At 34.9% G+C, this 26,978-nt stretch carries 21 protein-coding genes; 10 read left to right on the top strand and 11 right to left on the bottom strand.

Annotation, left to right across the window (positions count from 1 at the left end):
• Window positions 1–558, bottom strand: a complete 558-nt coding sequence (locus tag BBBE_RS03105) for a YceD family protein (protein ID WP_010701150.1) — start codon at window positions 556–558, stop codon at window positions 1–3.
• Between the two features lie 219 nt (window positions 559–777).
• Here BBBE_RS03105 and BBBE_RS03100 point away from each other — a divergent pair, with 219 nt between their 5' ends.
• Window positions 778–1,251, top strand: coding sequence for an outer membrane protein assembly factor BamE (locus BBBE_RS03100; RefSeq protein WP_010701149.1), 474 nt, complete (start codon window positions 778–780; stop codon window positions 1,249–1,251).
• A gap of 67 nt (window positions 1,252–1,318) precedes the next feature.
• Here the strand turns inward: BBBE_RS03100 and nusB are convergent, their stop codons facing one another.
• From nusB to glyA, 6 genes are all read right to left on the bottom strand, one after another.
• On the bottom strand, window positions 1,319–1,795 hold the full coding sequence (gene nusB, locus BBBE_RS03095; RefSeq protein WP_010701148.1) for a transcription antitermination factor NusB: 477 nt from the start codon (window positions 1,793–1,795) through the stop codon (window positions 1,319–1,321).
• A gap of 2 nt (window positions 1,796–1,797) precedes the next feature.
• Complete coding sequence (locus BBBE_RS03090) at window positions 1,798–2,259, bottom strand: 6,7-dimethyl-8-ribityllumazine synthase (protein WP_010701147.1); 462 nt, start codon at window positions 2,257–2,259, stop codon at window positions 1,798–1,800.
• 85 nt (window positions 2,260–2,344) lie between these two features.
• Window positions 2,345–2,962, bottom strand: coding sequence for a riboflavin synthase (locus BBBE_RS03085; protein ID WP_010701146.1), 618 nt, complete (start codon window positions 2,960–2,962; stop codon window positions 2,345–2,347).
• On the bottom strand, window positions 2,944–4,068 hold the full coding sequence (gene ribD / locus BBBE_RS03080) for a bifunctional diaminohydroxyphosphoribosylaminopyrimidine deaminase/5-amino-6-(5-phosphoribosylamino)uracil reductase RibD (protein ID WP_010701145.1): 1,125 nt from the start codon (window positions 4,066–4,068) through the stop codon (window positions 2,944–2,946). The genes BBBE_RS03085 and ribD overlap by 19 nt, the downstream gene beginning before the upstream one ends.
• A complete protein-coding gene (gene nrdR / locus BBBE_RS03075; RefSeq protein ID WP_010701144.1) occupies window positions 4,061–4,543 on the bottom strand; it encodes a transcriptional regulator NrdR in 483 nt (160 codons plus the stop codon). Before nrdR ends, ribD begins: the two co-directional genes overlap by 8 nt.
• A gap of 12 nt (window positions 4,544–4,555) precedes the next feature.
• Window positions 4,556–5,869, bottom strand: a complete 1,314-nt coding sequence (gene glyA, locus BBBE_RS03070) for a serine hydroxymethyltransferase (RefSeq protein ID WP_010701143.1) — start codon at window positions 5,867–5,869, stop codon at window positions 4,556–4,558.
• 310 nt (window positions 5,870–6,179) lie between these two features.
• Between glyA and argC the strand changes: the two genes are divergently transcribed.
• Complete coding sequence (gene argC / locus BBBE_RS03065; protein ID WP_010701142.1) at window positions 6,180–7,115, top strand: N-acetyl-gamma-glutamyl-phosphate reductase; 936 nt, start codon at window positions 6,180–6,182, stop codon at window positions 7,113–7,115.
• Window positions 7,116–7,136: 21 nt separating this feature from the next.
• Here argC and BBBE_RS03060 read toward each other — a convergent pair whose 3' ends face one another.
• The 4 genes from BBBE_RS03060 to hfq all read right to left on the bottom strand — a co-directional run bounded on the left by BBBE_RS03060 (window position 7,137) and on the right by hfq (window position 11,918).
• Window positions 7,137–8,213 carry a COX15/CtaA family protein gene (locus tag BBBE_RS03060; protein ID WP_010701141.1) on the bottom strand — a complete coding sequence of 359 codons (1,077 nt, stop codon included), beginning with the start codon at window positions 8,211–8,213 and terminating at the stop codon, window positions 7,137–7,139.
• A 148-nt stretch (window positions 8,214–8,361) separates the two neighbouring features.
• A complete protein-coding gene (locus tag BBBE_RS03055) occupies window positions 8,362–9,978 on the bottom strand; it encodes a hypothetical protein (RefSeq protein WP_244428357.1) in 1,617 nt (538 codons plus the stop codon).
• A gap of 292 nt (window positions 9,979–10,270) precedes the next feature.
• Window positions 10,271–11,626, bottom strand: a complete 1,356-nt coding sequence (gene hflX / locus BBBE_RS03050) for a GTPase HflX (protein WP_010701139.1) — start codon at window positions 11,624–11,626, stop codon at window positions 10,271–10,273.
• A 52-nt stretch (window positions 11,627–11,678) separates the two neighbouring features.
• The gene (gene hfq, locus BBBE_RS03045; RefSeq protein ID WP_007477688.1) at window positions 11,679–11,918 is read right to left on the bottom strand and encodes an RNA chaperone Hfq; all 240 of its coding nucleotides are present in this window, start codon (window positions 11,916–11,918) and stop codon (window positions 11,679–11,681) included.
• Between the two features lie 1,146 nt (window positions 11,919–13,064).
• Between hfq and BBBE_RS03035 the strand changes: the two genes are divergently transcribed.
• The 8 genes from BBBE_RS03035 to mazG all read left to right on the top strand — a co-directional run bounded on the left by BBBE_RS03035 (window position 13,065) and on the right by mazG (window position 26,965).
• Window positions 13,065–17,759: a rhoptry family protein gene (locus BBBE_RS03035; protein ID WP_010701138.1), complete on the top strand. Its 4,695-nt coding sequence runs from the start codon at window positions 13,065–13,067 to the stop codon at window positions 17,757–17,759.
• Window positions 17,760–18,794: 1,035 nt separating this feature from the next.
• Window positions 18,795–21,116 carry an NADP-dependent malic enzyme gene (locus tag BBBE_RS03030; protein WP_010701137.1) on the top strand — a complete coding sequence of 774 codons (2,322 nt, stop codon included), beginning with the start codon at window positions 18,795–18,797 and terminating at the stop codon, window positions 21,114–21,116.
• Window positions 21,117–21,317: 201 nt separating this feature from the next.
• Entirely contained in the window at window positions 21,318–21,602 is a 285-nt protein-coding gene (locus tag BBBE_RS03025) for an acyl carrier protein (protein ID WP_010701136.1), read from the top strand.
• Window positions 21,603–21,613: 11 nt separating this feature from the next.
• Window positions 21,614–22,789, top strand: coding sequence for a beta-ketoacyl-ACP synthase (locus BBBE_RS03020; protein ID WP_010701135.1), 1,176 nt, complete (start codon window positions 21,614–21,616; stop codon window positions 22,787–22,789).
• Between the two features lie 11 nt (window positions 22,790–22,800).
• Window positions 22,801–24,078, top strand: coding sequence for a beta-ketoacyl-ACP synthase (locus BBBE_RS03015; RefSeq protein WP_010701134.1), 1,278 nt, complete (start codon window positions 22,801–22,803; stop codon window positions 24,076–24,078).
• A gap of 64 nt (window positions 24,079–24,142) precedes the next feature.
• Window positions 24,143–25,171: a zinc-binding dehydrogenase gene (locus tag BBBE_RS03010; RefSeq protein ID WP_010701133.1), complete on the top strand. Its 1,029-nt coding sequence runs from the start codon at window positions 24,143–24,145 to the stop codon at window positions 25,169–25,171.
• 3 nt (window positions 25,172–25,174) lie between these two features.
• Window positions 25,175–26,107: a lipid A biosynthesis lauroyl acyltransferase gene (locus tag BBBE_RS03005; protein ID WP_010701132.1), complete on the top strand. Its 933-nt coding sequence runs from the start codon at window positions 25,175–25,177 to the stop codon at window positions 26,105–26,107.
• Window positions 26,108–26,140: 33 nt separating this feature from the next.
• Entirely contained in the window at window positions 26,141–26,965 is an 825-nt protein-coding gene (gene mazG, locus BBBE_RS03000; protein ID WP_010701131.1) for a nucleoside triphosphate pyrophosphohydrolase, read from the top strand.
• The last annotated feature ends 13 nt before the right edge of the window (window positions 26,966–26,978 follow it).

Genomic DNA, 26,978 nt, shown 5'->3' with positions numbered 1-26,978 from the left:
TCATTTCCACCCTTTCAAAACAGAAAATGGTGATATTTTTGGCTCAATTTTTTCCGAATTTTCAATCAAACTCATATTTTCATCTTCTTTGCGTGGATAATGATTAATTGATAGCTCAAAAAATTCTTCCATAATCGCGCCTATATCAATTTTATCACCATAAAAAATTTCCGGTATATCTGGTCCATCTGCATCTAAAAGCAATTCTCTTGTATCTTTTGACACTTTTGGTTTAACCAAATTTGAATCTTCAGGAAGAAAGGTAATTTCAATATTTTCGTGGAGAATATTTTCTAATGGCTCCAGTGTAATGACACATGATTGTACTATATGTGCTCGTAATAAACCTTTTACATACACCCCACGCTTTTTCCATGGTAAAATATGAAATTCTCCCTCACAAAATTTCACTTCAAGTAAATCATGATTCTTAGCTAAATGTGCGCATTCTTGTTTATCTGCGCAAATACGAATTTTTACACCCTTAGCAGACAACGAACGCACTGATATTGGATAAGTCAGAGCAAACATCATTTGAGAAACATTTTTTACACTCATTGATAACTCCAAAACAAGAAAAAGTGTAGTATATTGTAATTTCGTTTAATCAATATATTTTATAACTTTTTAAGTTGTTCTTTGTAAAATTACTAATTTTATAACAGAGGAAACTCGCTGTAAGCTATTGCAGATTATATCGAATTAAGCTAAAAGCTGGAAAATGCGGGTTGCTTTCTCATCTATGCTTACATGTAAATGGAGATATCATTGTTTCAGATGCCTCACGTAGTAAACTTAATCAAACATAAATTATTGATTAGCTTATTTATAGTAAGTATGGCAGCGTTTGCTGGATGTAGTTCAATTCATTCTTTAACTTCAAGCCAAACCTATAAGGAAGGTTATGTTCTTGATCAAAGTGCTCTTGATTCCATTTCTATTGGATCAAGTCAGGAGCAAGTTCGTTTAGCCTTAGGAACTCCTTCACTGAAAACAAAATATGATAACGAGGTTTTTTATTATATTTCACAAACTCGGTATCGTAAAATGCGATTTATGAAAACCAAAATTATTGATCGTAAAGTTTTGGCTATTTATTTCAATAAAAATGGTCAGGTCGCAAAGATAGCCAATTATGGTTTACAAGATGGTCAAATATTCGATTTTATCACTCAAACAACACCAACAGGTGGTAGTGATCATTCTTTTTTAATCCAAGTCGTTAAAGGTTTTGCTAACACCTCGCGTTAATTTAATTACCGATTTCCAGTTTTTAGTGATATTTATAAAATCTCAATAGTGTCAGAGTTTTATTTTATTATTTTTGCAGACGGATTTCTTTTGCTATTTTATCAAGAATTGCATTGACAAGCTTTGGCTCATCACTTTCAAAGAATGCTTTTGCTACATCAACATATTCACTTACAATAACAGCAGTAGGTATGTTCTTGTGATTTACTAACTCCCATAAGCCTGCACGCAAAATTGCACGTAAAATAGAATCAAGACGTGAAAGTGACCATTCTTCAGAAAGTTTTTTCTGAAGCATAGGATCAAGTTTCTTTTGTTCTTGTACAACACCAGCTATAATAGCTCGAAACCATTGAAAATCAGCATCAAGATATTGATTACCATCAATATTTTTTCCCAAACGATAAGCTTTATACTCAGCTGCTATTTCCGTAACACCAATACCAACTATATCCATTTGATATAGTGCCTGCACTGCAGCAAGCCTTGCTACTCCGCGTTTATTAGCCAAATGCGAAGAATGTTTGCTTTTTATATCAGCCATATTTAATGATTATCTCCAAATTTCTTCTTTAGAGCAATCATACATAAAGCAGCTTCAGCAGCAAAACCACCTTTATTCTTTTTATTCTGTTCAGCACGAACCCAGGCTTGTTCTTCATTCTCAACAGTCAAAATACCATTTCCAATAACCAATTGCCTATGAAGAGTTAAATCCATTAATGCTTGACAAGAATTATTAGCAACAATTTCAAAATGATATGTATCACCCCGAATAACACAACCAAGTGCCACATAACCATCATAAGATACCTTATTATTGTTTTCCTCAGCAAAAACTATTGCACCGGGTATCTCTAATGCCCCTGGAACTGTTACAATATCATAACTTACTTCAGCTTTTTGCAAAACACTCACTGCACCTGCAAGAAGTTCATTAGAAATTTTATCGTAAAAACGTGCTTCAACAATCAATAAATGCGACTTTTTATGTATTTTTTTTGTCACAATAAAATCCTCAATTTAAAATCAATAAAGAACTTTAAAAATTACATAACCATCAAATTAAAAAACAACATAACAATTTTTCAGTCTACTTATCTCTCATTTTAAAATCAGAAAGTCTGGCAACATAACGAGCAAGCTGATCAACTTCTAAATTCACCTGGTCCCCGACTTTAGCCTGCCCCCATGTTGTCATTTCAAGTGTATGACGAATAATAAGAACATCAAAAATATTATCTTCAATACTATTAATGGTTAGAGATGTACCGTTAAGCGCAATGGAACCTTTTTCTGCAATAAAAGGCGCCAATCGCATTGAAGTTTTTAAATAAAAACGAATTGCATCACCTTCATTTTTTTGATCAACGATCTCAGCCAAATCATCAACGTGACCAGAGACTAAATGCCCACCTATCTCATCGCCAAGCCGTAATGAACGTTCCAAATTAACAAAAGTCCCTTTCGTCCACTTAGCAAGATTAGTCAAATACAACGTTTCTTTCCACGCTTCTACAACAAAGCAATTAATATTTGTCTGTTTTAGCTCACGTTCAACAACCGTTAGGCAAATGCCTGAACACGCAATTGATGCACCAATTTCTATAGTTTCTACATCATAATGTGTAGAAATACTTAAGCGTATTCCTTGTTTTAAAGATTGAATATCTTCAACACAACCAATATCTGTTACAATTCCTGTGAACATAATATTTTGCGCCTCCATTTACACAAACAGTCATTTCCTAGCATTTTCGTCTCAATTTTATTAAATTCTGAAAGATAAGTTTCAAAATGGGGAGCATCAATACGATCTTCACCTAAAATAATTGGTGCATGAAAACATATCAGCTGATCCACACAACCAGCATTTAAAAATTTTTCTCCTGTCTTTGCTCCTCCTTCAAGCAAAATACTATTGATTCCACGCTGACAAAGTAGCTGTAAAATAGCAAAAGGTTGCATCAAATAATCGCTCATTTCTATTGAAAATATACGTACACCACACTGTTCCAGTGCCATTTTTTTGCTTTCTTTCGCAAGAGTTGTATTACAAATAATCCATGTGGGGATTTTAGTTGCTGTTTGTATAACCTTTGCATCAAATGGAATACGTAAATCTGTATCTAAAATAATACGTATAGGTGAGCGTATTTCAAGCCCAGGCAAACGGCAATTTAATTGTGGATTATCTGCCAATATAGTGCCAATACCAACCATAATAGCGTCATTTTGAGCACGCAGAATATGAGTATATGTATGAGCCTGCGCTCCACTAATTTCTATACTTCCCTTCTTTTTTTTTCCTATACCATTATCTGCAGAAATTGCCATTTTTAAAGTTACTTCACACCGTCGCAGCTTTTTCACGCATAAATAAGCACTCAACGTTTCAAAAGCTTCCTTAGCCAGAATTCCCTCAACAACTTCAATGCCAGCTGCACGTAAAAAAGCAATACCACGACCACAAACCCGTTCATCTGGATCAGTAAGTGCAATAACAACCCGTGAAATACCTGAATTAATAAGTGCATCTACACACGGTAAAGTTTTACCATAATGTGAACAAGGTTCTAAAGTAGTGTAAAGAGTAGCGCCGTGGGATAATGGACCTGCCATTAATAATGCTTGCGTTTCAGCGTGTGGTCTCCCACCAACAGCTGTTATACCGTAGCCGACTATAGATATTTTTGTACCATCATTTCGGGTAATTAGTGCGCCAACGGATGGGTTTTGTCCAGTAAGTCCGATGTGGCGTTGTGCTAAACGAATAGCTACGGCCATAAATTGGTTATCTTGTGCTTCTTTATTCATCAAAATAAGATTTTATATCCACCACATCTTTTGAAAGCTCATTTATAATATCATGGAAATCACTTGCATTACGAAAATCACGATACACGGAAGCAAAACGGATATAAGCAATGTCATCAATGCTCTTTAACCATTCCATTACAAGATACCCAATTTTTTCTGAAGCAATCTCAGGTTCCCCTGAATTTTCAAGCTGGCGTACAATACCTGAAATTGCTTGTTCGATGTGATCAGGATCAATATTACGTTTACGCACTGCCACATTAACTGATCTTATTAATTTATCACGGTTAAATGGTTCACGCCGACCATTCTTTTTGAAAACTGACAATTCACGTAATTGAATACGCTCAAAAGTTGTAAAACGACCGCCACAAACAGAACACACACGCCGACGACGAATTACTGCGCCCTCTTCTGCAGGACGCGAATCTTTAACCTGTGTATCTTCACATTGACAGTAAGGGCAACGCATCTTTTTTGTGCCTCAACAAATACTCAAATGAGAATAAAGAGGAAAATTATCTGTCATATCTCTTACTTTTCTCTTAACAGCACTTTCAATGGAAGCATTATCTTCAACACTTTCTACTGTTTTAAGACAATCAAGAACTTCTGAAATGAAGTCACCAATTTGGATAAATTCACTTTCTGTAAAGCCACGTGTTGTTGCTGCAGGTGTACCCAAACGAATACCTGAGGTTACAAATGGTTTTTGAGGATCAAAGGGAATACTATTTTTATTACAGATAATACCAGAACGTCCTAAAGCCAATTCTGCACATTTTCCTGTTAAATTTTTAGAACGCAAGTCAACTAATAATAAATGGTTATCTGTACCGCCAGAAACAATATCAAAATTATTATTTTGTAAGCGTTTTACCAAAGTTCTAGCATTATCAACTACATTGGTAACATAGTCTTTAAAAGCAGGTTGTAAAGCCTCTCCTAGTGCAACTGCTTTAGCAGCAATCACATGCATTAAAGGGCCACCTTGTAAACCAGGAAAAACTGCTGAATCAATCTTTTTAGCTAAAACTTCATCGTTAGTTAATATCATACCACCACGGGGACCACGTAGTGATTTATGCGTCGTAGTAGTAACAACATGAGCGTATGGCACAGGTGAAGGATGAACACCACCAGCAATTAAACCAGCAATATGTGCCATATCAACCATTAAATACGCCCCAATCTCATCAGCAATTTCGCGAAACCGTTTCCAATCCCATATACGTGAATAAGCTGTTCCTCCTGCTAAAATAAGCTTTGGCTTATGTTTTTTTGCAAGGCGTTCAATATCTTCCATATCAAGAAGTTGATCTTCTTGACGCACACTATAAGAAACAACATTGAACCATTTTCCTGACATATTGACAGGAGAACCATGCGTAAGATGACCACCAGAATTTAAATCCAATCCCATAAATGTATCACCAGGCTGAAGCAAAGCTAAAAATACAGCTTGATTCATTTGGCTACCAGAATTAGGCTGAACATTTGCAAAAACAGAACCAAAAAGCTTTTTAGCTCGTTTAATTGCCAGTTCTTCAATTAAATCTACAAAATGACAACCACCATAGTAACGCTTTCCTGGATAACCTTCTGCATATTTATTGGTCAGAACTGATCCTTGAGCTTCAAGAACTGCTCTTGAAACAATATTTTCTGATGCAATTAGCTCAATTTCATGATGCTGGCGTTTAAGCTCACCATTAATTGCATCAAAAACTGTAGAATCAACAGTTTGTAAATTACTATCAAAAAAACATTTTTGCAGCTTATCTGCTTTCTTAGTCATAAAGCATGCCCTAACTTAAAATAAAAAGTAATATGGTAAGTATCACAAACCAAATATTTTGAAGCATTTTAATTCAAAAATTGCAAATACTATATATCTATCTTATTCTTTTGCTATTTAAGCAATAAAACTCTCGCCACACAAAAATAAATGGTGCAAAATTAAGCGTCGAGCTTGTTCTAAATTCCTTTTACTACAACATTTTTCATACAAACAAGACAAACTGTAATTTTAGAATATTCAATTATTCAAACCGAATACAATATTACAGGCTTAATATGACAGAAAACGTCAGTTCAAGGTAAATATAATGGTAACAAAAATCTTTATTGATGGTGAACATGGAACAACTGGATTGCAAATACAAAAGCGACTAGCAGAGCGCTATGATTTAGAATTGCTCTCTATTCCTTATGCAGATCGGCATAAAATTGATGTGCGGCAAGATTATTTTAATCAAACTGACATTGCTATTTTATGTCTTCCAGATGAAGCTGCACGCGAAACAATAGAACTGCTTAAAAATAATAAAAAAATTAGAATTATTGATAGCTCAACAGCATATCGCATTGCACCAGATTGGATCTATGGTTTTCCTGAAATGACAGCGGGGCAAAAAAAGCGTATCCAGCAAGCACGTTACGTTGCTAACCCCGGATGTTATCCGACCGGTGCAATTAGTTTAATTCGGCCATTACGTGAAGCAGGTTTACTAGATGCTCATTACCCAATATCAATTAATGCTATATCCGGTTACACGGGTGGAGGTAAACAATTAATTGCACAGATGGAAAATCAATCCCGACGAGATACTCTTCAGGAAAATTATTTTACTTATGGTCTCAATCTCAAACATAAACACGTACCAGAGATTAAATTTCACGGGCAAATTAGTCAAACACCTATTTTTGTACCAAGTGTTGGCCGTTTTCCCCAAGGAATGATTGTAAACATTCCACTCCATCGTCATCTATTAGCAAAATCAGCTAATTGTTGCAATCTGCGTGAAATTCTCAACGCCCATTATAATGGTCAAGACATCATATCAGTCGCATCCCAAGAAGAGACTGAAACACTTACCAAATTAAATCCAGAATGTTTAGTGCATAAAGACGGTATGAAACTTTTCGTTTTTGGCAACGATAGTGAAGGTATTTTCAATCTATGCGCCATATTAGATAACCTTGGAAAAGGCGCATCTGCGGCTGTTATTCAAAATCTTGATTTAATGCTTGAAAATAACTGACTTTCTTCCGATTGCAGATCTTTATTCAATAACGTGATATGCTCCCTTTGTTGCTCGCCAATGTAAAACTGAAAAATACAATATAACTAACGCAACACCTTGATGAAGAACTCCCCAACCTAGGGGTACTTCATTTAATAATGTAACAATGCCAAAAAGCGCTTGAGCAACTATGGCAACGCATAAAAAAAATGCACGACGAGCATGAGCTGAGTGTGGAATGTTTTTTCGCACATACAGAGAATGAACGACTGCTATAATAAACAGAAAATAAGCAAAACAACGATGAACAAATTGAACTGTCAAAGGATTTTCAAATAAATTAAGCCAAATTGGATCATAATTAAGTAAGCCATCAGGAATAATCTGACCATCCATCAATGGCCATGTATTATAGACTTTACCTGCATGAAGACCTGCAACTAAAGCACCAAAATAAATCTCAATTAAAACAAGAAAAACAAGCCAACCTGCAAAACGTTGAACCGTCTGGGTTGCTGGTTTCTCTGTGGATTCTGTAAGACCTCGGGATAAATAAGTGATAAAAATAATAATAAAACATGCTGTCATAAGATGAATTGCCAAGCGATACTGACTGACACTTGTTAGATTGCTTTGACCAAGCCCTGATGCTACCATCCACCAACCAATAACACCTTGAACAGCAATAAGAATTGGTACGACAATAAGTTGGCGCAAAATACTTTTTTCTATACGTTTGGTAATCCAAAACCAAATCAAGCCCAATAAAGCTACAAGACCAACAAGACGACCAAGAACACGGTGCCCCCACTCCCACCAGAAAATAACCTTAAACGCATTTAATGTCATATCGCGATTAAGCAACTTATATTGTGCTATTTGCTGATATTTCAAAAATTCTTCCTGCCACTGATCTGGACCAATTGGTGGAATTACACCATGAATTGGCCTCCATTCAGTTATTGATAACCCTGACCCTGTCAAACGGGTAGCCCCCCCCACTAAAACAATTGCCAAACAAAGCAATAAAATGACATAAAGCCACACTTGAATTTGTTTTCGATTTTGTTTCTGCAGCGATGTCAAAGCTACATCATTCAATTCCTTTATTGCCATTTTGGATTTCCTTTAGTTTATTTTCAACTGCAAATATTTCTTAAATCTAAAGATTAAATCTCAATTGTTCTTATAAAATTCAACGATGTTATGCAAAAAGAAAGTGCTTTTGTTCAACACGTGATCACCATTCTTATTTTGCCAATATTCAATACGAATTCACACGACAAACAGTTTTTGGAAATCTGGATATCATTTGCACTATCCAGTTATGTTTATCAAGACTAGCGCTACAAATATAATAATCTGTCGATTGCGTAATTTGCTCAGACCCGTATTTGGGTTCGCTAGCTATTTCTAAAATGATTAAATCATAATTTCTTTTAAATTCTTCTAATAGATGAGGAATATCATTTGAAAAATCCTGAGCACGAACAGCGCTTGCTAACCCTTGTGGAAGAATATCAACTCCTGTATCGTAATCGCGATAAATAACATCTTGTAACTGCGCATCGCCCGTTAACACATCACTCAATCCTCGATGAGGACCAATTATTTTCTCTATTTGTTGACCAGAAATATCTACCAGCAAAACTGTTTTTTTCTCTCCTACAAGATGAAGAGATAATTTTGCCGCCATCCGAGCAGCCTGTGTCCCAATTATTGAAACAATCATTGAAGAACGTAATTTTAAAAAGACCGATAATTCTTCTAATGTCATAAAAGTTTCAGAATTTTCTATCACCTTAGGTAATAAAGTATTTTTGCTATCTTCTAAGTCCTCTTTCGATTGAATTTTTTTTGTTCCAGAATATCTTTGAAATAATAATAACCCTACTAAAAGAGCTATCAAGCTTGCTAATGTATGCACAAAAACATTTTTGCCATAAAGAGCTATAAAAGAAACAGGAGCTACTGCTATTGGAACAATCACGCGAATCTTTGCATTTTGTAATAAAGAAGCATGAATGTTCATTTCCTTATTCTGCCCATCTATCACTACTTTGATTTTATTTTCCAACTCATTTAACATTTGATTGAAAGGCTGAGATTGATTCTTTACAAAAATTCTAATTTTTTCTCTTAGCTGTATTTCAAACTTCTTTGCGATAATCTCATCTGAATAAATTTGATTAGTAATCTGCAAAATTTTATCTTCTAACTGAGTAGAAAGCGCTTTCGATTCCGCAATCATTGCTTTGATTTGAGGATGTTCCCAACCTAATTGTGCAGCCATATGAGCCTTTTGTGTTTCCAAAAGATTAATTTTAGCTTCTAATGCAACGACGGCTGAGTTGTTTGCAATAAATGATAAAGACAATAAAGATTGGCCATTTTTACGCGTCATCTTAATGATCGAATTCAAAATTGTTAAATGAATACGCCTTAAAGTCGCATCTGTTAATTTCGCATAAAGGGCATTAAGTTCAACCTGTTTTGCTTCATGATGCATGGAAGAATTAATAGATGAACGAAATGTCTGTAATATATTCAATATTGCAGTATTATCGTATTGTTGATCAGCTTTCTTTCCCATCGACAATAATTTTTGATTTCGTTTAATGACTGTGTCTGAAAAAGCAGAAAACCAACTTTCCAACCCTTTTTGAGCATTTTCAGCAGTTTTTGCTTCAAAAGAAAGCTTGATAAGATCACCATCACGAGTAAACCGAATATTTTCATGAAATTCTTTCTTATGTACATTATGAGGAAAAAATCTTTGTACATTTGAATTATTAAAAAAAATAGGTTGGGCAAATAGTAATCCAACAATGTTATCTTGCTCATCACTTGATAATGGGATTCCAACAGAATCAGATAACATAAATGTTAAGGTTGCTTGGTAGGATCGCGGCTGAACAAAATAATATAACCAAATCAAAAATGCACATAATATTGCTGAGAAAAAAACAATTAAAGCGTTTTGCGTTATGCGCACTAACAATCTCTTACTCACGCTCAAAACTCATCTTATTTCAACCAACAAAATATCTCACGCTCTTTGATTTAAGAGAAAGGAGTGACTATCCTCTTAACTCAAAGTTATATTATTTAAAGCTATATTATTTTTGGATTAGGAAAACGTAAAGATAAAAGAAATTTTCTGAGGTCGTAGTTTAAAAGAAGTATTTATACATATTTTGTTTAATATGATCTAACCGTTTCTTTGCTTCACAAGTAAGGAGTGCTCGGATAGTAACAGAACCATCATCATGACTTTCCTGCTCTATCTTACCAGAATTTTTATAAAACCAATTAATAAGCTGCATTTCATCAGGTTTTAATATTAATTTAACGCTCTGCATTTCTCCAGAAAGCCGCTTTTCAATTGTTATTAATAATTGATCTAATCCTCCTCCAGTGACTGCTGATATCATTAATGCAGGATTTAACAATGTTTTTGCACTTGTTTGCAAAACATTCAATGTATGCCTATCCAACATATCGACCTTATTCCAAACTTCCACGATATGATCTGTATTGCCAGTATCAACACCTAAACTTGAAAGTATTTCCAATACATCTTGAGCCTGAGCACGATGATCGGGATCTGATATATCCTTTACGTGGATAATTAAATCAGCTTCAATTACTTCCTCGAGAGTTGCTCTAAAAGCCGCGATCAAATGTGTTGGTAAATTAGAGATAAAACCTACAGTATCAGATAAAAAAATAGTTTGTCCATGAGGAAGAATAACTTTGCGTAAAGTTGGATCAAGCGTTGCAAACAACATGTTCTTTGTTAATACACCTGCATTACTTAAGCGGTTAAAAAGTGTTGATTTCCCGGCATTAGTATACCCTACTAAAGCAACAATAGGATGAGACGTCTTCTTCCTCTTAGCTCGATGAAGAGCACGCGTTTTAACAACATTTTCTAATTCATGACGAATACGAGTGATTTTATCTTGTAGAAGGCGTCTATCCGCTTCAATTTGAGTTTCACCAGGTCCTCCTAAAAAACCACTACCACCGCGTTGCCTTTCCAAGTGTGTCCAACTCCGGACAAGCCTGCTTTTTTGATAAGACAAATGTGCCAATTCGACTTGCAATTTTCCTTCTTTTGTTCGTGCACGACGACCAAAAATTTCAAGAATCAAAGCCGTTCTATCAATAACCTTACAGCTCCATAATTTTTCTAAATTACGTTGCTGTACTGGTGTAAGAATATGATCTACAATTGCAAGTGCAATACGATGTTCACTTATGTAATTAGCAAATGCACTTACTTTACCTACCCCAAACAAAGTCGAAGGATGTGGTGTGCTAATATTGATGGTTTCATAATGGACAATATCTAGCTCAATAGCACGTGCTAACCCTAATGCTTCTTTGACCCGAGAATCTATTGAGTGCTCACTTAAAATTTTTTCATTCTTGTTTACGGGAAAAACCGGTAAAAAAATGACAACACGCACTTGCTCTGCAATCTGTGAAATTAATTTTCCAGATCTTTTATTTGTATCCATCATAATAATTCAAGGTAATAGAAAAAGAGTAAAAGAACTCAAGATAATAGCCTATTTATTCAGAGCCCTCACCTTCAAACATTTGTACAGATTGACCCGGCATAATTGTCGAAATAGCATGTTTATAAACCAGTTGCGCATGCCCATCTCGCCGCAAAAGAACGCAAAAATTATCAAATGACGTTACAACACCTGTCAACTTAACACCATTCACAAGAAAAATTGTGAGAGAAATTTTTTGCTTACGAACTGTATTTAAAAATACATCTTGCAGGTGTTGTGATCGTTCTACCATATTCTTACACCTTTGATGAGAATCGTAAAAATATCCACTGTTTTATATCGACTAAAAAATAACAAATTGTCAATGTATTAGCATTAAAAATTCAGAAAAACTCTGCTTAATATTTGAAAAACAACCTATTATGCGTAAGTAATAAACACCACAACTAACAAGATCAAAAATTAAATATAAAAATTTTTCAATTTCTGTTTTTACTGGTTACTATTTAAAAACGCTTTTTTGTACAAAAGATACCAGCATACACGATATCTCTCTACGTAATAGTGTTTGCCATATATTATCGATCAGGTTTTAGTATTATTCAACATAAAAATATAGAAGATCAGCTGATATATTATAACTTAAAGGCATAACAAAGAAGCATCTTTCTACATTGAATTTATACTAGCAAATTTATTTTTATCACTATTGATAAACTTTGTAACAATAGTGACAAAACTATAACGGTGCGGAAAAATATTCTAAATAACGTGATAAGTAAAACATAGATTCTAATACATGTTATAACCAAAATAGCTAAAAAATTGTAATGTTTTGATCTAGTATCTGTAGAATGAATTCCATTAATTTTTTAATTTATTACTTAAATATATTAAAATAAGTTATTGTTATCATAGATATATTTGCTTTTTCATTGTATAGTAAATGTTTTTGTCATTTTAATGCAGTCTATTACCTCTTCACTATAAAAACAATTTTTCATAGTGCTAAAAAATTCTACATTTAATTATTCATTGTATAATTAATTATTTTGTCTAAATTTTGTTGCGACATAATCATTTTGTATCAATTTAAACATGAATGGTTATGCACTTAAAAAACTGTTGTATTTTGTAGAAATTTTCAGAGCATTGTATACAACTAAAATACTTATTCCAATTGCTCTATTAAACATAATTAAGTTTATAATATTGGCTATTAGAACAAATAGATAAACAATTTTATTAGATATAATCGCGTACTGTATTGTTTTTAATGGATTTTGCACTAAAAACAAAAGTCGCGTTAACCCTATCTTGATAAGTTGTAAAACTTTTGCCTTATACATATTCCTTTCTAAATAATTAACAGCTAATATGATAGAAGTAACTGGAAAGGAGTGTATTTCTTTTCCATTTGTAAAAGTGTGAGGCAAGTATGGCACGTAGAACAAAATTACAAGCATTTGAAGTCGAATTTGAAGAAGCCCTCGAAAAAGCAATGGACTTTAACCTTGATAATTCGATAAGTGATGTAATATTATCAAATGACTCTTTAAATCCTATTCATGTGGATGATTTGATTCAAAAAATTGCAACAGCAGAAGAAGAAATTTTTTCTGAAAACAGTGCTTCGATTCTTACCTCTAATGTTCATGATGACGTTGTTATTGATGAATCTGTTGCTGAACAGCTTTTTGGTCAAAAACCTACAGATGAGCTTTCGGGTGGAACTGTGCGTGACACGTTATTGCCTACAAAACCTCTCCCCGCTAATGATGATACAATAGAGCCTTTAAATTTGGGATTACTAAAGCAAAATTCTATCTCTCGGATTTATTGGAGCACAACAGCACTCAGCGCTTTGTGGGCAACAGGGGGTGCTTTTGTTGCGCATAAATTAGCTCCTGCTGGATTAAGTTCTTTAACCAATATTACTTCCTTTATTACATCACCTACTGGATTAATTGTAACTGCAGGAACTATAATTCCTATTCTTATGTCTTGGGGTTTTGCTCAGCTGACAAAACGTTCAACTGAATTACGCAATATTGCTGTTCTCATAACGCATGCAGCGCAACACCTTAGTGAACCACGGCACATATCTGAAAAACAAGCCATTGCTATAGGAGAGACTATTCGCAAAGAAGTAGTTGCAATGAATGAAGGAATTGAACGCACTCTTGGGCGTGCTGTTGAACTTGAAGCTATTATACAAGGTGAAGTCCATAATCTTGAACAGGCTTATGCAGAAAATGAATCGCGGATTCACAAATTAATAGAAGAATTAAATAATGAACGTACAGCAATTTTGAATCATGCCAGCCGCGTACAGTCAACAATTAAAGGAACACAGGAACAGTTGAGTGATGAATTTGATTTGGTTGCATCTAAAATTTCAACCAATATTGACAAGCTTACGCAGACCCTTTCTCACACTTTAGAAAAACAAGGTGAAGATCTTGTTACAAAACTTTCCTATGTAGGGGATGATATAACAAAAAAGCTCTTTGAAAAATTTAACGAAACGACAGTACACATTGAGCAAAAAAACACGGAATTTTTTAATGAATTAGGAAAAAACTTTGATGGTTTTTCAGAGCGTTTTGATAATAATGAAAAACAGTTAGAAAAAATCTTTAATGAAACAACTGTTAAAGCTGAAATGCATATCGCTAAAATCGTGGAAAACGTACAAACTGCAACAGATCAAACCCTCTCCAATATTGATGAAAAATTTAAAACAATCGATACAGTAATTGTTGATCGCCATAATCAATCATTACAAAATTTGGATGAAAAAATCATACTGCTTGATGATCAGGCTCATAAAATCTCTTCTACATTCGATAATATCACCACAGAAGCGCTTGAAGCCTTTGAAAACCGTTTAGCAACTGTTGATTTATCTCTTAAAGAACATGGCGATTCTATTATCAAATCTTTCATTTCTCGTAGTCAAACCTTAGAAGATAACATTGAAAAACTTGGCGGATTTTTGGAAGCTCACAGCTTGCAAATTAATGCAAATCTTCAAGAAAGAACTGCTGATATTGCCAATGTATTTACAAACGGCCATGATAATGTTCTTTCTGCAATCAATGAAAGTAAAAAACTTCTAAGAGAAGAAATCCAAAATGTTGATGATGCAATTGTTGATATTATAAAGGAACGTTCACAAGACTTTAAATTACAAATTGCTGATCAAAGAAATATAATGGAAAATATGCTCACCAGCGAAAAGGATAAGATTGCTGATACATTGAGAAATCAAATTGATGAGTTAACTCAAAATGTATCATCCATTGAAAAAACTTTAACTGATAATATTCAAATCATTGACCAGCGCGCGGAAAATCACCTGTTCGCTATAGTCCATTGCACAGAAAAACTACGAGAAACCATTACGCAAAGCTGCCAAACCACTCAAGATGCCTTAGAAACGCAAGCTAAAAATATTGATATACGTGCTGAAGCCTTGCGCGATTCTTTGGCTGCCAATAGTTTTTCTCTTAATGAAGTTCTTGCAGATCAAACTCGCACGATCGAGCAACGCATGGAAACAATCCATCATATCATCGCAAAAAGCGACATACACATCGATACAGCCTTAAAACAGCAAATGGACTTGGTTGAAAATGTTATTGATAATAATAATAAAACTATTACCGAAGCTGTCCAAAACCACATCAAAAACCTTGAAAATCATACTGAAACTTTAAAGGATACTCTTTCTCAATCTAATGAGATACTGTTTGAAACCTTTGAAAATCGTATAGAATCATTCGACGAAAATCTAGAAAATAGAACAGGTCAAATCTTTGAACGTGTAACTACGTTAGGGGAGACATTATCTGAAAAAATGGGCCAAATATGTGAAACTATTAAAGAACAAACATCTGTATTTGAGGAACACTCTGAAACTCTAAAAACATCTATTACCCTTAATAATGAGCATACCCAAACAATCCAGCAAACGTTGGAAACAAGCATAGATAATATATGCGGAACACTAGAGAATTCTGTTAATACAGTCACAGGTAGTTTACATAACAAAGTCATGGAAGCATCTGATATTCTTGCCTCCACGAGTGAACAAATGCTTTTATCATTAGATGATGAAACAAATAAAGTACAAGAAAAACTTATCAACGCTTCTCAGCAAGCGGCATTGATAATGGCCGATCAAGCAGAAAAATCAGAAACCTCTATCCTTTCTGCCGGTAACCAGTTTGTTTCATCTGTTAATGATATAACTGCAAGGGCGGAAAATATTATTTTTGAATCTGGTAATCGTATTGTATCAAACGTTGAGCAAACGATTCATAACACCAGTGAGAAAATTCTCTCTGTCCTAGAAGAGCAGACGGCTTATACTGCAGAAGCCTTTACAATAGCAAACAATAATGTACAAACATTATTTAATGAAGCAATTCATTCTTCAACAACAGCTGTTGAACAATTACTTAATGAACGCTCTAATGTTCTTTATCAATCCATGCAGGAGCTTGAAAGTAATTTAGGGTATCGGCTGTCTGATATAAGTAATCGTTTAGAAGAAGCAAACAATCAAACAGCTTCTCAAGTTTCAGGATATGTTGAACAGTTAACAGAATTAACAGATTATTTAAATCAAACTGCACAACATACAACTGAATCATTTGGTAATTTAACGCAGCATATCAGTGAACAACTTGCCCTCTCAACACAAGATGCTGAACAAAGAATTTACGCACAAAATGAAGCTTGGGTAAATACTTTTGCACAAACCAATTCTGAAACTATTCAGACCATGGCTACGATGAAAGAAGACCTTATCAATAATGTCTCGGCAATCCTTGAGCAGTTGAATCAATCAATTTATAATATCCACGAAAATAGTAATATTTTGATATCAACAGTTCAAAATATTGACACTCAATTTAATGAAACAACAAATAATTTCTTCCAAAATACCAATCAAGCAGCAGAGCACTTATCAACTTCAGGTCAAGCGCTCAATAATAATATGGAAACTCTGCAAGAGTTTATGCAAAATACATTTGATAAAATTAGTCATATCACAATAAATTTCAGCGAACATGCTCAAACACTTTCTGACACCATTCATATGCTCGAGAAATCAGAAAATGCATTGAGTGTAACACTTGAAGAAAAACGAAATGCACTATCTACGCTGAGCAATACTCTTGTTTCAAAGTCTGATGAGATTAATCAATTTATCAAACATTATGAAGATACTCTTAGTTTAGCATTTAAACACACCGATGAAAATACACGTAATTCTACGCAATTACTGGAACAGACACTTAATCAACTTATCAATGAAGTTTCAGCACGTTTCTCAGGAGCTGCAGAAGATATACGTAAATTAGCTGGTGAAATTCGTTTACAACTTTTAAAAGTTAATAATGATATTAATGAGAATATTCAAAAACTACCAGAGCAAACAAAAGAAACAATACAAACAGTCCGTTACACTCTGAATGAACAAATTGCAGCATTAAAGGACTTAACAAATGTTATACAAAACAATGACAAAAATAGCGGAAAAGATCAATTGATGTCAGCCATAACTACATCATTAACGTCAAATGGGGTCAATAGTACTTCTTCTGAAACCACAAAGAAGATAGTGCCACCAAAGCCTATTTGGTCTCAAGAACAAAGCAAACCAAATCAAAACAGATGGGTATCAGATTTGCTGGCAGAAGCTTCGTGTGAAAAAACACAACCTGAAAGCACTAATAACAGCTCAGTTGCTTCATCAGTACAAACAAAATCTCATTCTGCGAATGGATCTCTTAATTCATTAGCAACAAGTATTTTACAAGCTATTAATCATAACGCGATTGTTGAGTTATGGAATCATTATCGGCGTGGACAAAAAAATATCATAACTGAGCAGATTTATACCTCAAGCGGGAAAATAATATTTGAAATGATTAAACAAAAATATACAAATGATATTAATTTTAAAAACTTAGTCAATCAATACATTGCAGATTTTGAAAAATTATTACGTGATGTATCCCGTAGTTCTGGAAATACCCGTACAGCACGACAATATTTAATATCAGATACCGGAAAAGTTTATACTATGCTTGCCCATGCAAGTGGACGCATTCAATAAACCAACAAAAAAAGGAAAAAGAATAACTTTTTCCTTTTTTTATTGTATTAATTAATCATCATCATCATGAATTTATACAATGTTATGAATAATACTAATAAGTTTTAACCGTAAAAGTAGCTAACTTTTACATCGTTCAACTACAAGCAGCAGTTTCTTCATCATTCAACTTGCTAATATTCTTTTTTAAGCATACTTAGTAAGTCAAAAGCGTAAATGTTGTTTCAAAATCCCGTTACTTGCTTATAAGAGAAGTATACTTCATGGAATTAAGATAAAAAATCATAAACCGCCCGTTTATGCTTAAACAGAACACAAGAAAAAGTATGTGCACATGTGCCGGAATAATAAACTACATATGGTCATGAATAAACGCTATTCAATACACTTCAGAAAACAACAGCAGAAATTATCTTAATTTAATATAGAAATGACGAATGTTATTCCAAATATATGGACAAAAGGAGAATAAAGCGTATCATTTTCAATACATTTACTTGAACTTTTGTTAGTAATAATAACAATCTTGGATGTTACGAATTGGAAAAGTTAAAATACGAAAAATTTATGACAAACTTTATCCAAAATAAAATTATTCTCATAAGGGTTATAAAAGTAATGCTAAATGTTATTTTACAAATAATTAAGCGTATTTATAACTATCTTTGTATCCCTCTGCACATCAATCATAAATTTAGATTTTTTTCCATTTTCAGCATACATATTAAGCTTGCATCATTTCTTGTAAGCATTACAAAAACATAACTACTTGTAATATAACCACCAACACTATCTTATCAGGGCCTTTTCAAACTGATCAATTGTTGTAAAAATTGTTAAGGAGGCAAAAATAATAATGTTAATGAAATTATTAATTAACGTAAATAAATTAATCTGGTGTATTAGTTTGAAAATTCACAAGAATTTGTGCGTATTTATGCCTTCTTATATTTAAAATTAGAATCTTTTAGCGGACATAATCTTATTATAAATGGCAATGTCCCTATAAAATATATTAACTCGGATATCACAAAAATGTCTACAAAATCAAATAATAAAGTCAGTTCACATCAAACTGAACTTGATAGCGCAGCGCTTTTTTACCACCAATATCCAAAACCTGGAAAACTAAAAATACAAGCAACAAAACCGCTTGGTAATCAACGTGATTTAGCGCTTGCTTATTCTCCCGGCGTTGCTGCGCCATGTCTTGCAATTCATAAAGATCCAAACCTAGCAGCTCAATATACTTCCCGTTCCAATTTGGTGGCTGTTATATCAAATGGAACGGCTGTTTTAGGATTAGGAAACATTGGTCCGCTTGCTTCTAAACCTGTTATGGAAGGAAAAGCTGTTTTATTTAAAAAATTTGCGAATATTGATGTTTTTGATATTGAACTTGATGCACCTGATATTGCGCAAATGGTAGAAATCGTATCTGCGTTGGAGCCGACATTTAGTGGTATCAATCTTGAAGACATCAAAGCTCCTGAATGCTTTGAAATCGAAGAACAACTTCGTGCCAAAATGAATATTCCAGTCTTTCATGATGACCAACATGGAACTGCCATTATTGTTTCTGCTGCTGTACTAAATGGATTACATCTTGCTGGTAAAAAAATTGAAGATGTAAAAATAGTTACTTCAGGTGCAGGTGCTGCTGCCTTGGCTTGTCTCAATCTTTTGGTTCGTCTTGGAGCAAAAGTTGAAAATATTTGGCTTAGTGACTTAGACGGTGTTGTTTATAAAGGCCGCAAAACACTTATGGATCGTTGGAAAATCAATTATGCTCAAAAAACTGATGCACGAACTTTATCCGAGATTATTGATGATGCAGACGTTTTTTTAGGTGTTTCAGCAGGTGGTGTTTTAAAACCTGAATATCTCAAAAAAATGGCTTCAAAACCTTTAATTTTAGCACTTGCTAATCCAACACCGGAAATCATGCCAGAAGAAGCGCGTGCTGTACGACCAGATGCAATGATCTGCACAGGACGTTCTGATTATCCCAATCAAGTCAATAATGTCCTTTGTTTTCCTTATATTTTTCGTGGTGCATTAGATGTTGGTGCTACTGCAATTAATGAAGAAATGAAAATAGCTGCAGTTCATGCCATTGCTGCCCTTGCCCGTGAAGAATCTTCAGATGTTGCAGAACTTGCCTATTCAAAAGAAACATCTAATTTTGGTCCAGATTATCTTATCCCCTTCCCTTTTGATCCACGTTTAATACTACGTATTGCACCTGCAGTTGCTAATGCAGCAATGGAAACTGGTGTAGCAATGCGGCCAATTGAAGATATTGCTGCTTATCATGATAACCTTAATCGTTTTGTATACCGTTCTGGTCTAACAATGAAACCTGTTTTTGCTAGTGTGAAAACAGCAAAACGCAAACGTGTAATTTATGCCAATGGCGAAGATGAACGTGTACTTCGTGCAGCACAAATTGTTCTTGAAGAACAAACTGCAATTCCTCTTCTCATTGGTCGTCCACATGTAGTGGAATCTAGATTAGAGCGCTTTGGTTTAAGAATTCGTCCCGGTGTAGACTTTGAGCTCACAAATCCAGAAGATGATCCACGTTTTCGTGATTATGTTAATTTATTGCTTCGTTATACAGGTAGATGTGGTGTATCACCTGAAGTTGCAAAAACAATTGTAAGAACATCAACAACAGCTATTGCTGCCCTTGCAGTTATGCGTGAAGAAGCTGATGCAATGATTTGCGGTTTAGAAGGACGTTTTGAACGTAATCTTCAATTAATCGAGCAAATTATTGGACTTGATTCTAATGTTAGCCGTTTTTCTTCTGTTAGTTTACTTATCTTTCCGCATAACACTCTTTTTTTAACGGATACTTACGTTAACGAAAATCCTTCTGCAGAAGAGATAGTGGAAATGACAGTGTTGGCAGCACAGGAAGTTGAAGCTTTTGGTATAACACCAAAAGTAGCATTATTATCACATTCAAATTTTGGTTCTAAAAATACAGAAAGCGCGCGTAAAATGCGTCGTGCAGCTGAAATCTTGGCAGAGTTATACCCAGATCTGGAGGCAGATGGGGAAATGCATGGTGATTCTGCACTTTCTCAAATTTTTCGTGATCGTGTTTTTCCTGATTCACGTCTCAAGGGAGAAGCTAATTTGCTTGTTTTTCCAACACTTGATGCGGCCAATATCACACTCAATATTGTAAAAAATCTAACAGATTCACTCCATGTTGGCCCTATTTTAATTGGGGCAGCACGCCCTGTGCATATTCTTACACCTTCAGTAACTTCACGAGGGGTTGTCAATATGACAGCACTGGCAGTGCTTGCCGCAAATAGAAAAAAACTTCATGATAAAAAATAAGTAACCCTCATTACGATAAAATTTAAAGTATCTCCTCATAAATCGTCAAAAATTGTGACTTAATCCATCGCAAATTCATTTTTCATATTGAAAAGATAGTTGCATTTTGGATTAAGTCTTTTTTTTTTAGGTAAAAAAAGCTAGATAGAGTTATATTTAAATGTTTTATGAAGCTATCAACCTATAATAAGGAATTACACATTGCACTCTACTTTTGATAAAGTCGCTGATGTTATTGCGGAAATTAGTGAAGTCGATCGCAGCATGATTACGCCTGAAAGTCATACAATTGATGATTTAGGAATCGATAGTCTGGATTTTCTTGATATCGTTTTTGCTCTTGATAAAGCTTTTGGAATTAAAATTCCGCTAGAACAGTGGACTCAAGAAATTAATGAAGGTATTGTTACAACCGAAGAATATTTTGTTCTTAAAAACCTTTGTGCAAAAATTGATGAACTCATTACCTTGAAAAAGGCTAATTGACTCTTTTTACTATGCGCGATCAATCTGTATTCATTACCGGTATAGGACTGATAAGCTCTTTAGGTGAAGGGGTTGATTGTCATTGGCAAAAATTGAACGATCCTAAAGTTATACCAAATCTAGATTGTACAAGTTTTTCACCTTACACTGTCCATAAATTAACTGAAGTCGATTGGAATCTACAAATTCCAAAACGTAGTGATCAACGACAAATGGAAACATGGCAACGTCTTGGTACCTATGCAGCTGGCCTTGCTCTTGAAGATGCTGGAATAAAAAACAATGAACAGTTAACATCAACAATGGATATGATCGTTGCTGCTAGTGGAGGCGAACGTGATATTGCTGTTGATACACAAATTCTCGCTAAAGCACGCACAACAGATAATCATGCTTCTATGCTTAACTCTGTTCTTTCAACTGAACTCCGACCAACTTTGTTTTTAGCACAATTATCTAATCTTTTAGCTGGTAATATTTCAATTGTTCATAAAGTAACAGGCTCTTCTCGTACATTTATGGGTGAAGAAGGTAGTGGACTTTCTGCTGTTCAAGTAGCTGTTGCCCGGATTCGAGCAGGACAGAGTACACACGTTTTAGTAGGCAGCTCCTATAACGCTCAAAGCTATGATATGTTGTTAGCTCATGGGCTTGGGGGCCTTTTAGCACGTGATGGTTGGTCGCCAGTTTGGGGGCGTAAAAACTCTCTTGGCGGTGAAATAATAACTGGTTCTGTGGGCATTTTTTTAGTTCTTGAAAAAGGTGAACAAGCAAAAAAGCGAAATGCTCGTGTTTATGCTGAAATAAGCCAAATCATTACAGATCAAACAAATAGGACAAAAATTCCACTTAAAGATACAATTGCTACAATGTTGAAAACAATAACGGCTAAATCTGCTTTTACAATTTCAGGTGCTTCAGGATCGCATGAAGCAACAAAAGCAGAACAAAGTGCACTTGATGCTGCTAATATACCTTACCGTGGTATAACAACATTATTTGGCTACTTACGAGAAGCGCAATTTCTCTTAGCGCTCGCATTAGCTGCCATTTCTGTTGAGAAAAAACTTAGTTTTCCAACATTGAGTACTCATGAAAAACCATTTTCTGGAGAAGTACATGAAGCATTAGCCACTACAATTGGTATAAAAAGAGCCGAAGGTATAGTGCACTTAGCTGCTGTTTAAAAGGAATTTCCATGACGGAATATAACGATCATTTCGGACGTCCACTTATAGCAATAACTGGAACAGGAATTGTAACATCACTAGGGCAAGGTAAACAAGAAAATTGGCAAAAATTAATCAATGGCGTTAGCGGTATTCATAAAATAACACGCTTTCCTGTTGAAGGATTAAATACAATTATTGCAGGAACAGTTGATTTTCTTCAAGAAAGCACAATTGGAGCTTCAGCTCTTTCTGAAAAACTAGCACATCTTGCAGCAGAAGAAGCTTTAGAGCAAGCCAATCTTGATAAAACAAATTTTAATGGACCATTATTCTTAGCAGCTCCCCCTGTTGAACTTGAGTGGAAAGCTCGTTTTGCTCTTGATCAAGAAGAGGTATCTAATGATGAACCTTCTTATGCGCATCTTCTCGAAGTCTGTAGCCGTAAGCCTCAGTATGCACTTTTCGAAACAACGCAATTTGGAGCAATTGCAGAAAAACTGCAAAAAACATTTGGAACAAAGGGGCTTCCTATTACACTTTCAACTGCTTGTGCATCTGGCGCGACGGCAATTCAACTAGGTGTGGAATCTATTCGACGAGGGGAAACAGATCGCGCACTTATCATCGCTACTGACGGTTCAGTTTCAGCGGAATCTCTTATTCGTTTTTCTTTATTATCTGCTCTTTCAACCCATAATGATCCCGCAGAAAAAGCATCAAAACCATTTAGCCGTGACCGAAACGGCTTTGTCATGGCAGAAGGATCGGGTGCTCTTGTTCTTGAATCTCTTGAAAGTGCTCTAGAGCGTAAAGCAAAAGTTCTGGGAATTCTAGCTGGTTGTGGAGAAACAGCAGATGATTTCCACCGTACTCGTTCAAAACCCGACGCATCCCCAGCAACTGAAGCAGTACGTAAAGCATTAGCTGATGCACAAATAACAATCAATGAAATTGATTATATCAACGCACATGGAACTTCTACACCTGAAAATGAAAAGATGGAATATCTAGCATTATCAAAGGTATTTGGTGATATTTTAGAACATATTCCCGTTTCTTCCAATAAATCAATGATTGGGCACACTTTAACTGCTGCTGGCACTATAGAAGCTGTCTTTTCACTTTTAACTATCCAATCGGGAATACTTCCCCCCACGATCAATTATGATGATCCAGATCCTACTATCCCTTTGGATGTTGTTCCTAATTATAGCCGTAAAGCTTGCGTTAATGCGGTTTTATCTAATTCATTTGGTTTTGGCGGTCAAAATACTAGTCTTGTTATTACGGCATATAAACAGTAATCCTTTAATAATTAAATTTCGTAAACACTAATCTTATAACAATATATATTAATAGAGAATAATGATGCGTGCACTGCAACTATTTAATGAGCGTCAACTTGAGATCACTGATATTGCACCACCACCACTGCCTAGCCCTGGTGAAGTGACAGTCTGTATAAAGGCTGTTGCTCTTAATCATATTGATGTGTGGGGATGGCGTGGTATGGCTTTTGCTAAAAGAAAAATGCCGCTTATTATAGGTGCAGAAGCTTCCGGTGAAATTGTTCAACTAGGAGATGGCGTTGAAAATCTACAACTCGGGCAAATTGTTTCAATTTATGGTGCACAAACCTGCGGTTTGTGCAAAGCCTGCCGCGAAGGACGTGACAACCTTTGTAGTGATGTAAAAGGTGTTTATGGTTTTCATCTTGATGGCTTTGCTTGTGAACTTGTTAACCTTCCAGCACGTCTATTAGTGCCAGCTCCATTGGAATGTGATGCAATAAAAGCAGCTGTCGCTCCAATCACTTTTGGCACTGTAGAACATATGCTTTTTGATAACGCAAAATTACAAGCTGGAGAAACAATTTTAATACATGCCGGTGGTTCTGGTATTGGTTCAGCAGCCATCCAGATCGCAAAAGCCATAGGGTGCACAGTTATTACCACTGTGGGCTCAGACAATAAAATTGTAAAAGCACAATCCCTTGGAGCTGATTATGTGATTAATTACCGTAAAGATCGCTTTGAAGGTGTGGTCCGCAAATTAACTCAAAAAAAAGGAGTTGATGTCGTTTTTGAACATGTAGGTGCTGATACATGGACAGGCTCTATATTGTGTATGAAACGAGGCGCTCGTTTAGTAACTTGTGGTTCAACTTCTGGTGTTTCAGCACCTATAAATTTAATGCAACTATTTCAACAACAACTTAAAATATTTGGTTCATTTGGCTGTCGTATGGAAAATATGGCAAATGCTATGCAGAAAATGGCACAAGGGATTGTATCCCCTATCATTGATACGATTGTTGACTTTAATAAAATCGATACAGCCTTAAAACGAATAGAAAGTCGTGATGTTTTTGGTAAAATTATTCTCAAAATTGACTAAATCATGACAAAGCATTTTATCAAAATTTCAATGTATCGTATTAAAATGGTTATTAAAAATTCTGTCAATTGGCTGTGGGTACATTTGCTTATTGCTTTTTTAGCTATTTTACGACATCTCCCTATTAACATTGGATTCTCTTTTATTTCTTGGTTAGCAAAGACATTTGGTCCTCTTGTATCTCGTCATCAAATTGCGCTTGCAAACCTTAGAGCTGCATACCCAGAAAAAACAGAACAAGAATTACATGCAATTGCACTAGAAATGTGGGAAAATATGGGACGACTTCTTGTCGAATATATTTTTCTCGATAAAATTTTTGATTTTGATCCCAATGCCAGCCAACCTGGTTTAATTGAAGTCAGTGGTGCTGAAATATTTCAACGATTAAAAAATGAAAAAAAGCCTCATATTTTTTTCACAGCCCATACTGGAAATTTTGAGCTTCTTCCTATATGTGCACAAAGCTTTGATCTTAATGTTACAGTGTTATTTAGACCACCCAACAACCCTCATATTGCAGATCGAGTTTTGAAAGCTCGACAAAATTCTATGGGGCACCTTGTGCCATCTGCAGCGCACGCAACTTGGGCATTAGCAGAAAAATTAGCAAAAAATGAAAATGTTGGCATGCTTGTTGATCAAAAATTTCGCCGAGGTATCCCTAGTACATTTTTTAATCGATCGCTTAAAACTAATCCCTTAATTATAAAACTTGCTCGGCAATATAATTGTGATATTTATCCAGCACGCTGTATCCGATTAGCTGGAGGACGTTATCGTTTAGAGTTATATGAGCGTATGGAACTGCCACTTGATGATAAAAATGAAATTGACATAAATGCCTCTGTACAAAAATTAAATGATATTGTTGAAACTTGGGTGCGTGAATATCCTGGACAATGGATGTGGTTTCATAGACGTTGGGGTGAATAATGTATCCATATTATCCACATAAAAGAGACATCAGTGTTAGCATCAAAAGATATTAATGACCTTATTACAATTATTTCAATATTACGAGATCGCGATAATGGTTGTGTTTGGGATATAAAACAAACCTTTGAATCCATCATACCTTATACGATCGAAGAAGTTTATGAAGTTATCGATGCCATTGAGCGAGGTAACCGAGTAGATCTTTGCGATGAACTAGGTGACCTTCTTTTACAGATAGTTTATTATGCTGCGATTGCTAAGGAAGAAGGTAGCTTTTCTTTTGATGACGTTGTTTACGCGATTACCGCAAAAATAATTCGCCGTCATCCTCATATCTTTGAAAATGCAGAACAAAAAAACGTAGACCTTCCTCCAGAGGATACATGGGAATATATCAAAAAAATAGAAAAAGCTGAACGAAAACAACAGCTCAAAGAGGCAGGTTTAGCAGACGATGCACCAACAGGCTATCTTGCACAAGTAAAACCGACACAACCAGCAGATCAAGAAGCGCTCGCTTTACAAAATATGGCTGCTAAAGTGGGTTTTGATTGGCATAAAAAAGATAAAGTCTTAAAAAAAATAAAAGAAGAATTCAATGAACTTAAAGAAGCAATCAAAGCTGATAAAACCTCAGAAATAGAAGCAGAATTTGGTGATCTTTATTTTGCCATACTTAACCTTGCACGCCATTTGAATATTGACCCACAAAAGGCATTAAAAAAAACAAATATAAAATTTAGAAATCGCTTCACCTATATTGAAGAAAGTCTATCAAACCAGTCAAAAACATTGGTTGACGTATCTTTAAAAGAAATGGAAAATCTTTGGAATAAAGCTAAAAATACACAATAAGAAAAAACTAATC

The sequence above is a fragment of the Bartonella bovis 91-4 genome (assembly GCF_000384965.1).
GTDB lineage: Bacteria > Pseudomonadota > Alphaproteobacteria > Rhizobiales > Rhizobiaceae > Bartonella > Bartonella bovis.
This window is presented reverse-complemented; position numbering and strand designations above follow the sequence as displayed.

Bases quoted from the DNA above. Each gene is read 5' to 3' on its own strand.
- BBBE_RS03105 (WP_010701150.1), bottom strand. From the start codon at position 558: ATGAGTGTAAAAAATGTTTCTCAAATGATGTTTGCTCTGACTTATCCA.
- BBBE_RS03100 (WP_010701149.1), top strand. From the start codon at position 778: ATGCCTCACGTAGTAAACTTAATCAAACATAAATTATTGATTAGCTTA.
- nusB (WP_010701148.1), bottom strand. From the start codon at position 1,795: ATGGCTGATATAAAAAGCAAACATTCTTCGCATTTGGCTAATAAACGC.
- BBBE_RS03085 (WP_010701146.1), bottom strand. From the start codon at position 2,962: ATGTTCACAGGAATTGTAACAGATATTGGTTGTGTTGAAGATATTCAA.
- ribD (WP_010701145.1), bottom strand. From the start codon at position 4,068: ATGAATAAAGAAGCACAAGATAACCAATTTATGGCCGTAGCTATTCGT.
- nrdR (WP_010701144.1), bottom strand. From the start codon at position 4,543: ATGCGTTGCCCTTACTGTCAATGTGAAGATACACAGGTTAAAGATTCG.
- glyA (WP_010701143.1), bottom strand. From the start codon at position 5,869: ATGACTAAGAAAGCAGATAAGCTGCAAAAATGTTTTTTTGATAGTAAT.
- argC (WP_010701142.1), top strand. From the start codon at position 6,180: ATGGTAACAAAAATCTTTATTGATGGTGAACATGGAACAACTGGATTG.
- BBBE_RS03060 (WP_010701141.1), bottom strand. From the start codon at position 8,213: ATGGCAATAAAGGAATTGAATGATGTAGCTTTGACATCGCTGCAGAAA.
- BBBE_RS03055 (WP_244428357.1), bottom strand. From the start codon at position 9,978: ATGTTATCTGATTCTGTTGGAATCCCATTATCAAGTGATGAGCAAGAT.
- hflX (WP_010701139.1), bottom strand. From the start codon at position 11,626: ATGATGGATACAAATAAAAGATCTGGAAAATTAATTTCACAGATTGCA.
- hfq (WP_007477688.1), bottom strand. From the start codon at position 11,918: ATGGTAGAACGATCACAACACCTGCAAGATGTATTTTTAAATACAGTT.
- BBBE_RS03035 (WP_010701138.1), top strand. From the start codon at position 13,065: ATGGCACGTAGAACAAAATTACAAGCATTTGAAGTCGAATTTGAAGAA.
- BBBE_RS03030 (WP_010701137.1), top strand. From the start codon at position 18,795: ATGTCTACAAAATCAAATAATAAAGTCAGTTCACATCAAACTGAACTT.
- BBBE_RS03020 (WP_010701135.1), top strand. From the start codon at position 21,614: ATGCGCGATCAATCTGTATTCATTACCGGTATAGGACTGATAAGCTCT.
- BBBE_RS03015 (WP_010701134.1), top strand. From the start codon at position 22,801: ATGACGGAATATAACGATCATTTCGGACGTCCACTTATAGCAATAACT.
- BBBE_RS03010 (WP_010701133.1), top strand. From the start codon at position 24,143: ATGCGTGCACTGCAACTATTTAATGAGCGTCAACTTGAGATCACTGAT.
- BBBE_RS03005 (WP_010701132.1), top strand. From the start codon at position 25,175: ATGACAAAGCATTTTATCAAAATTTCAATGTATCGTATTAAAATGGTT.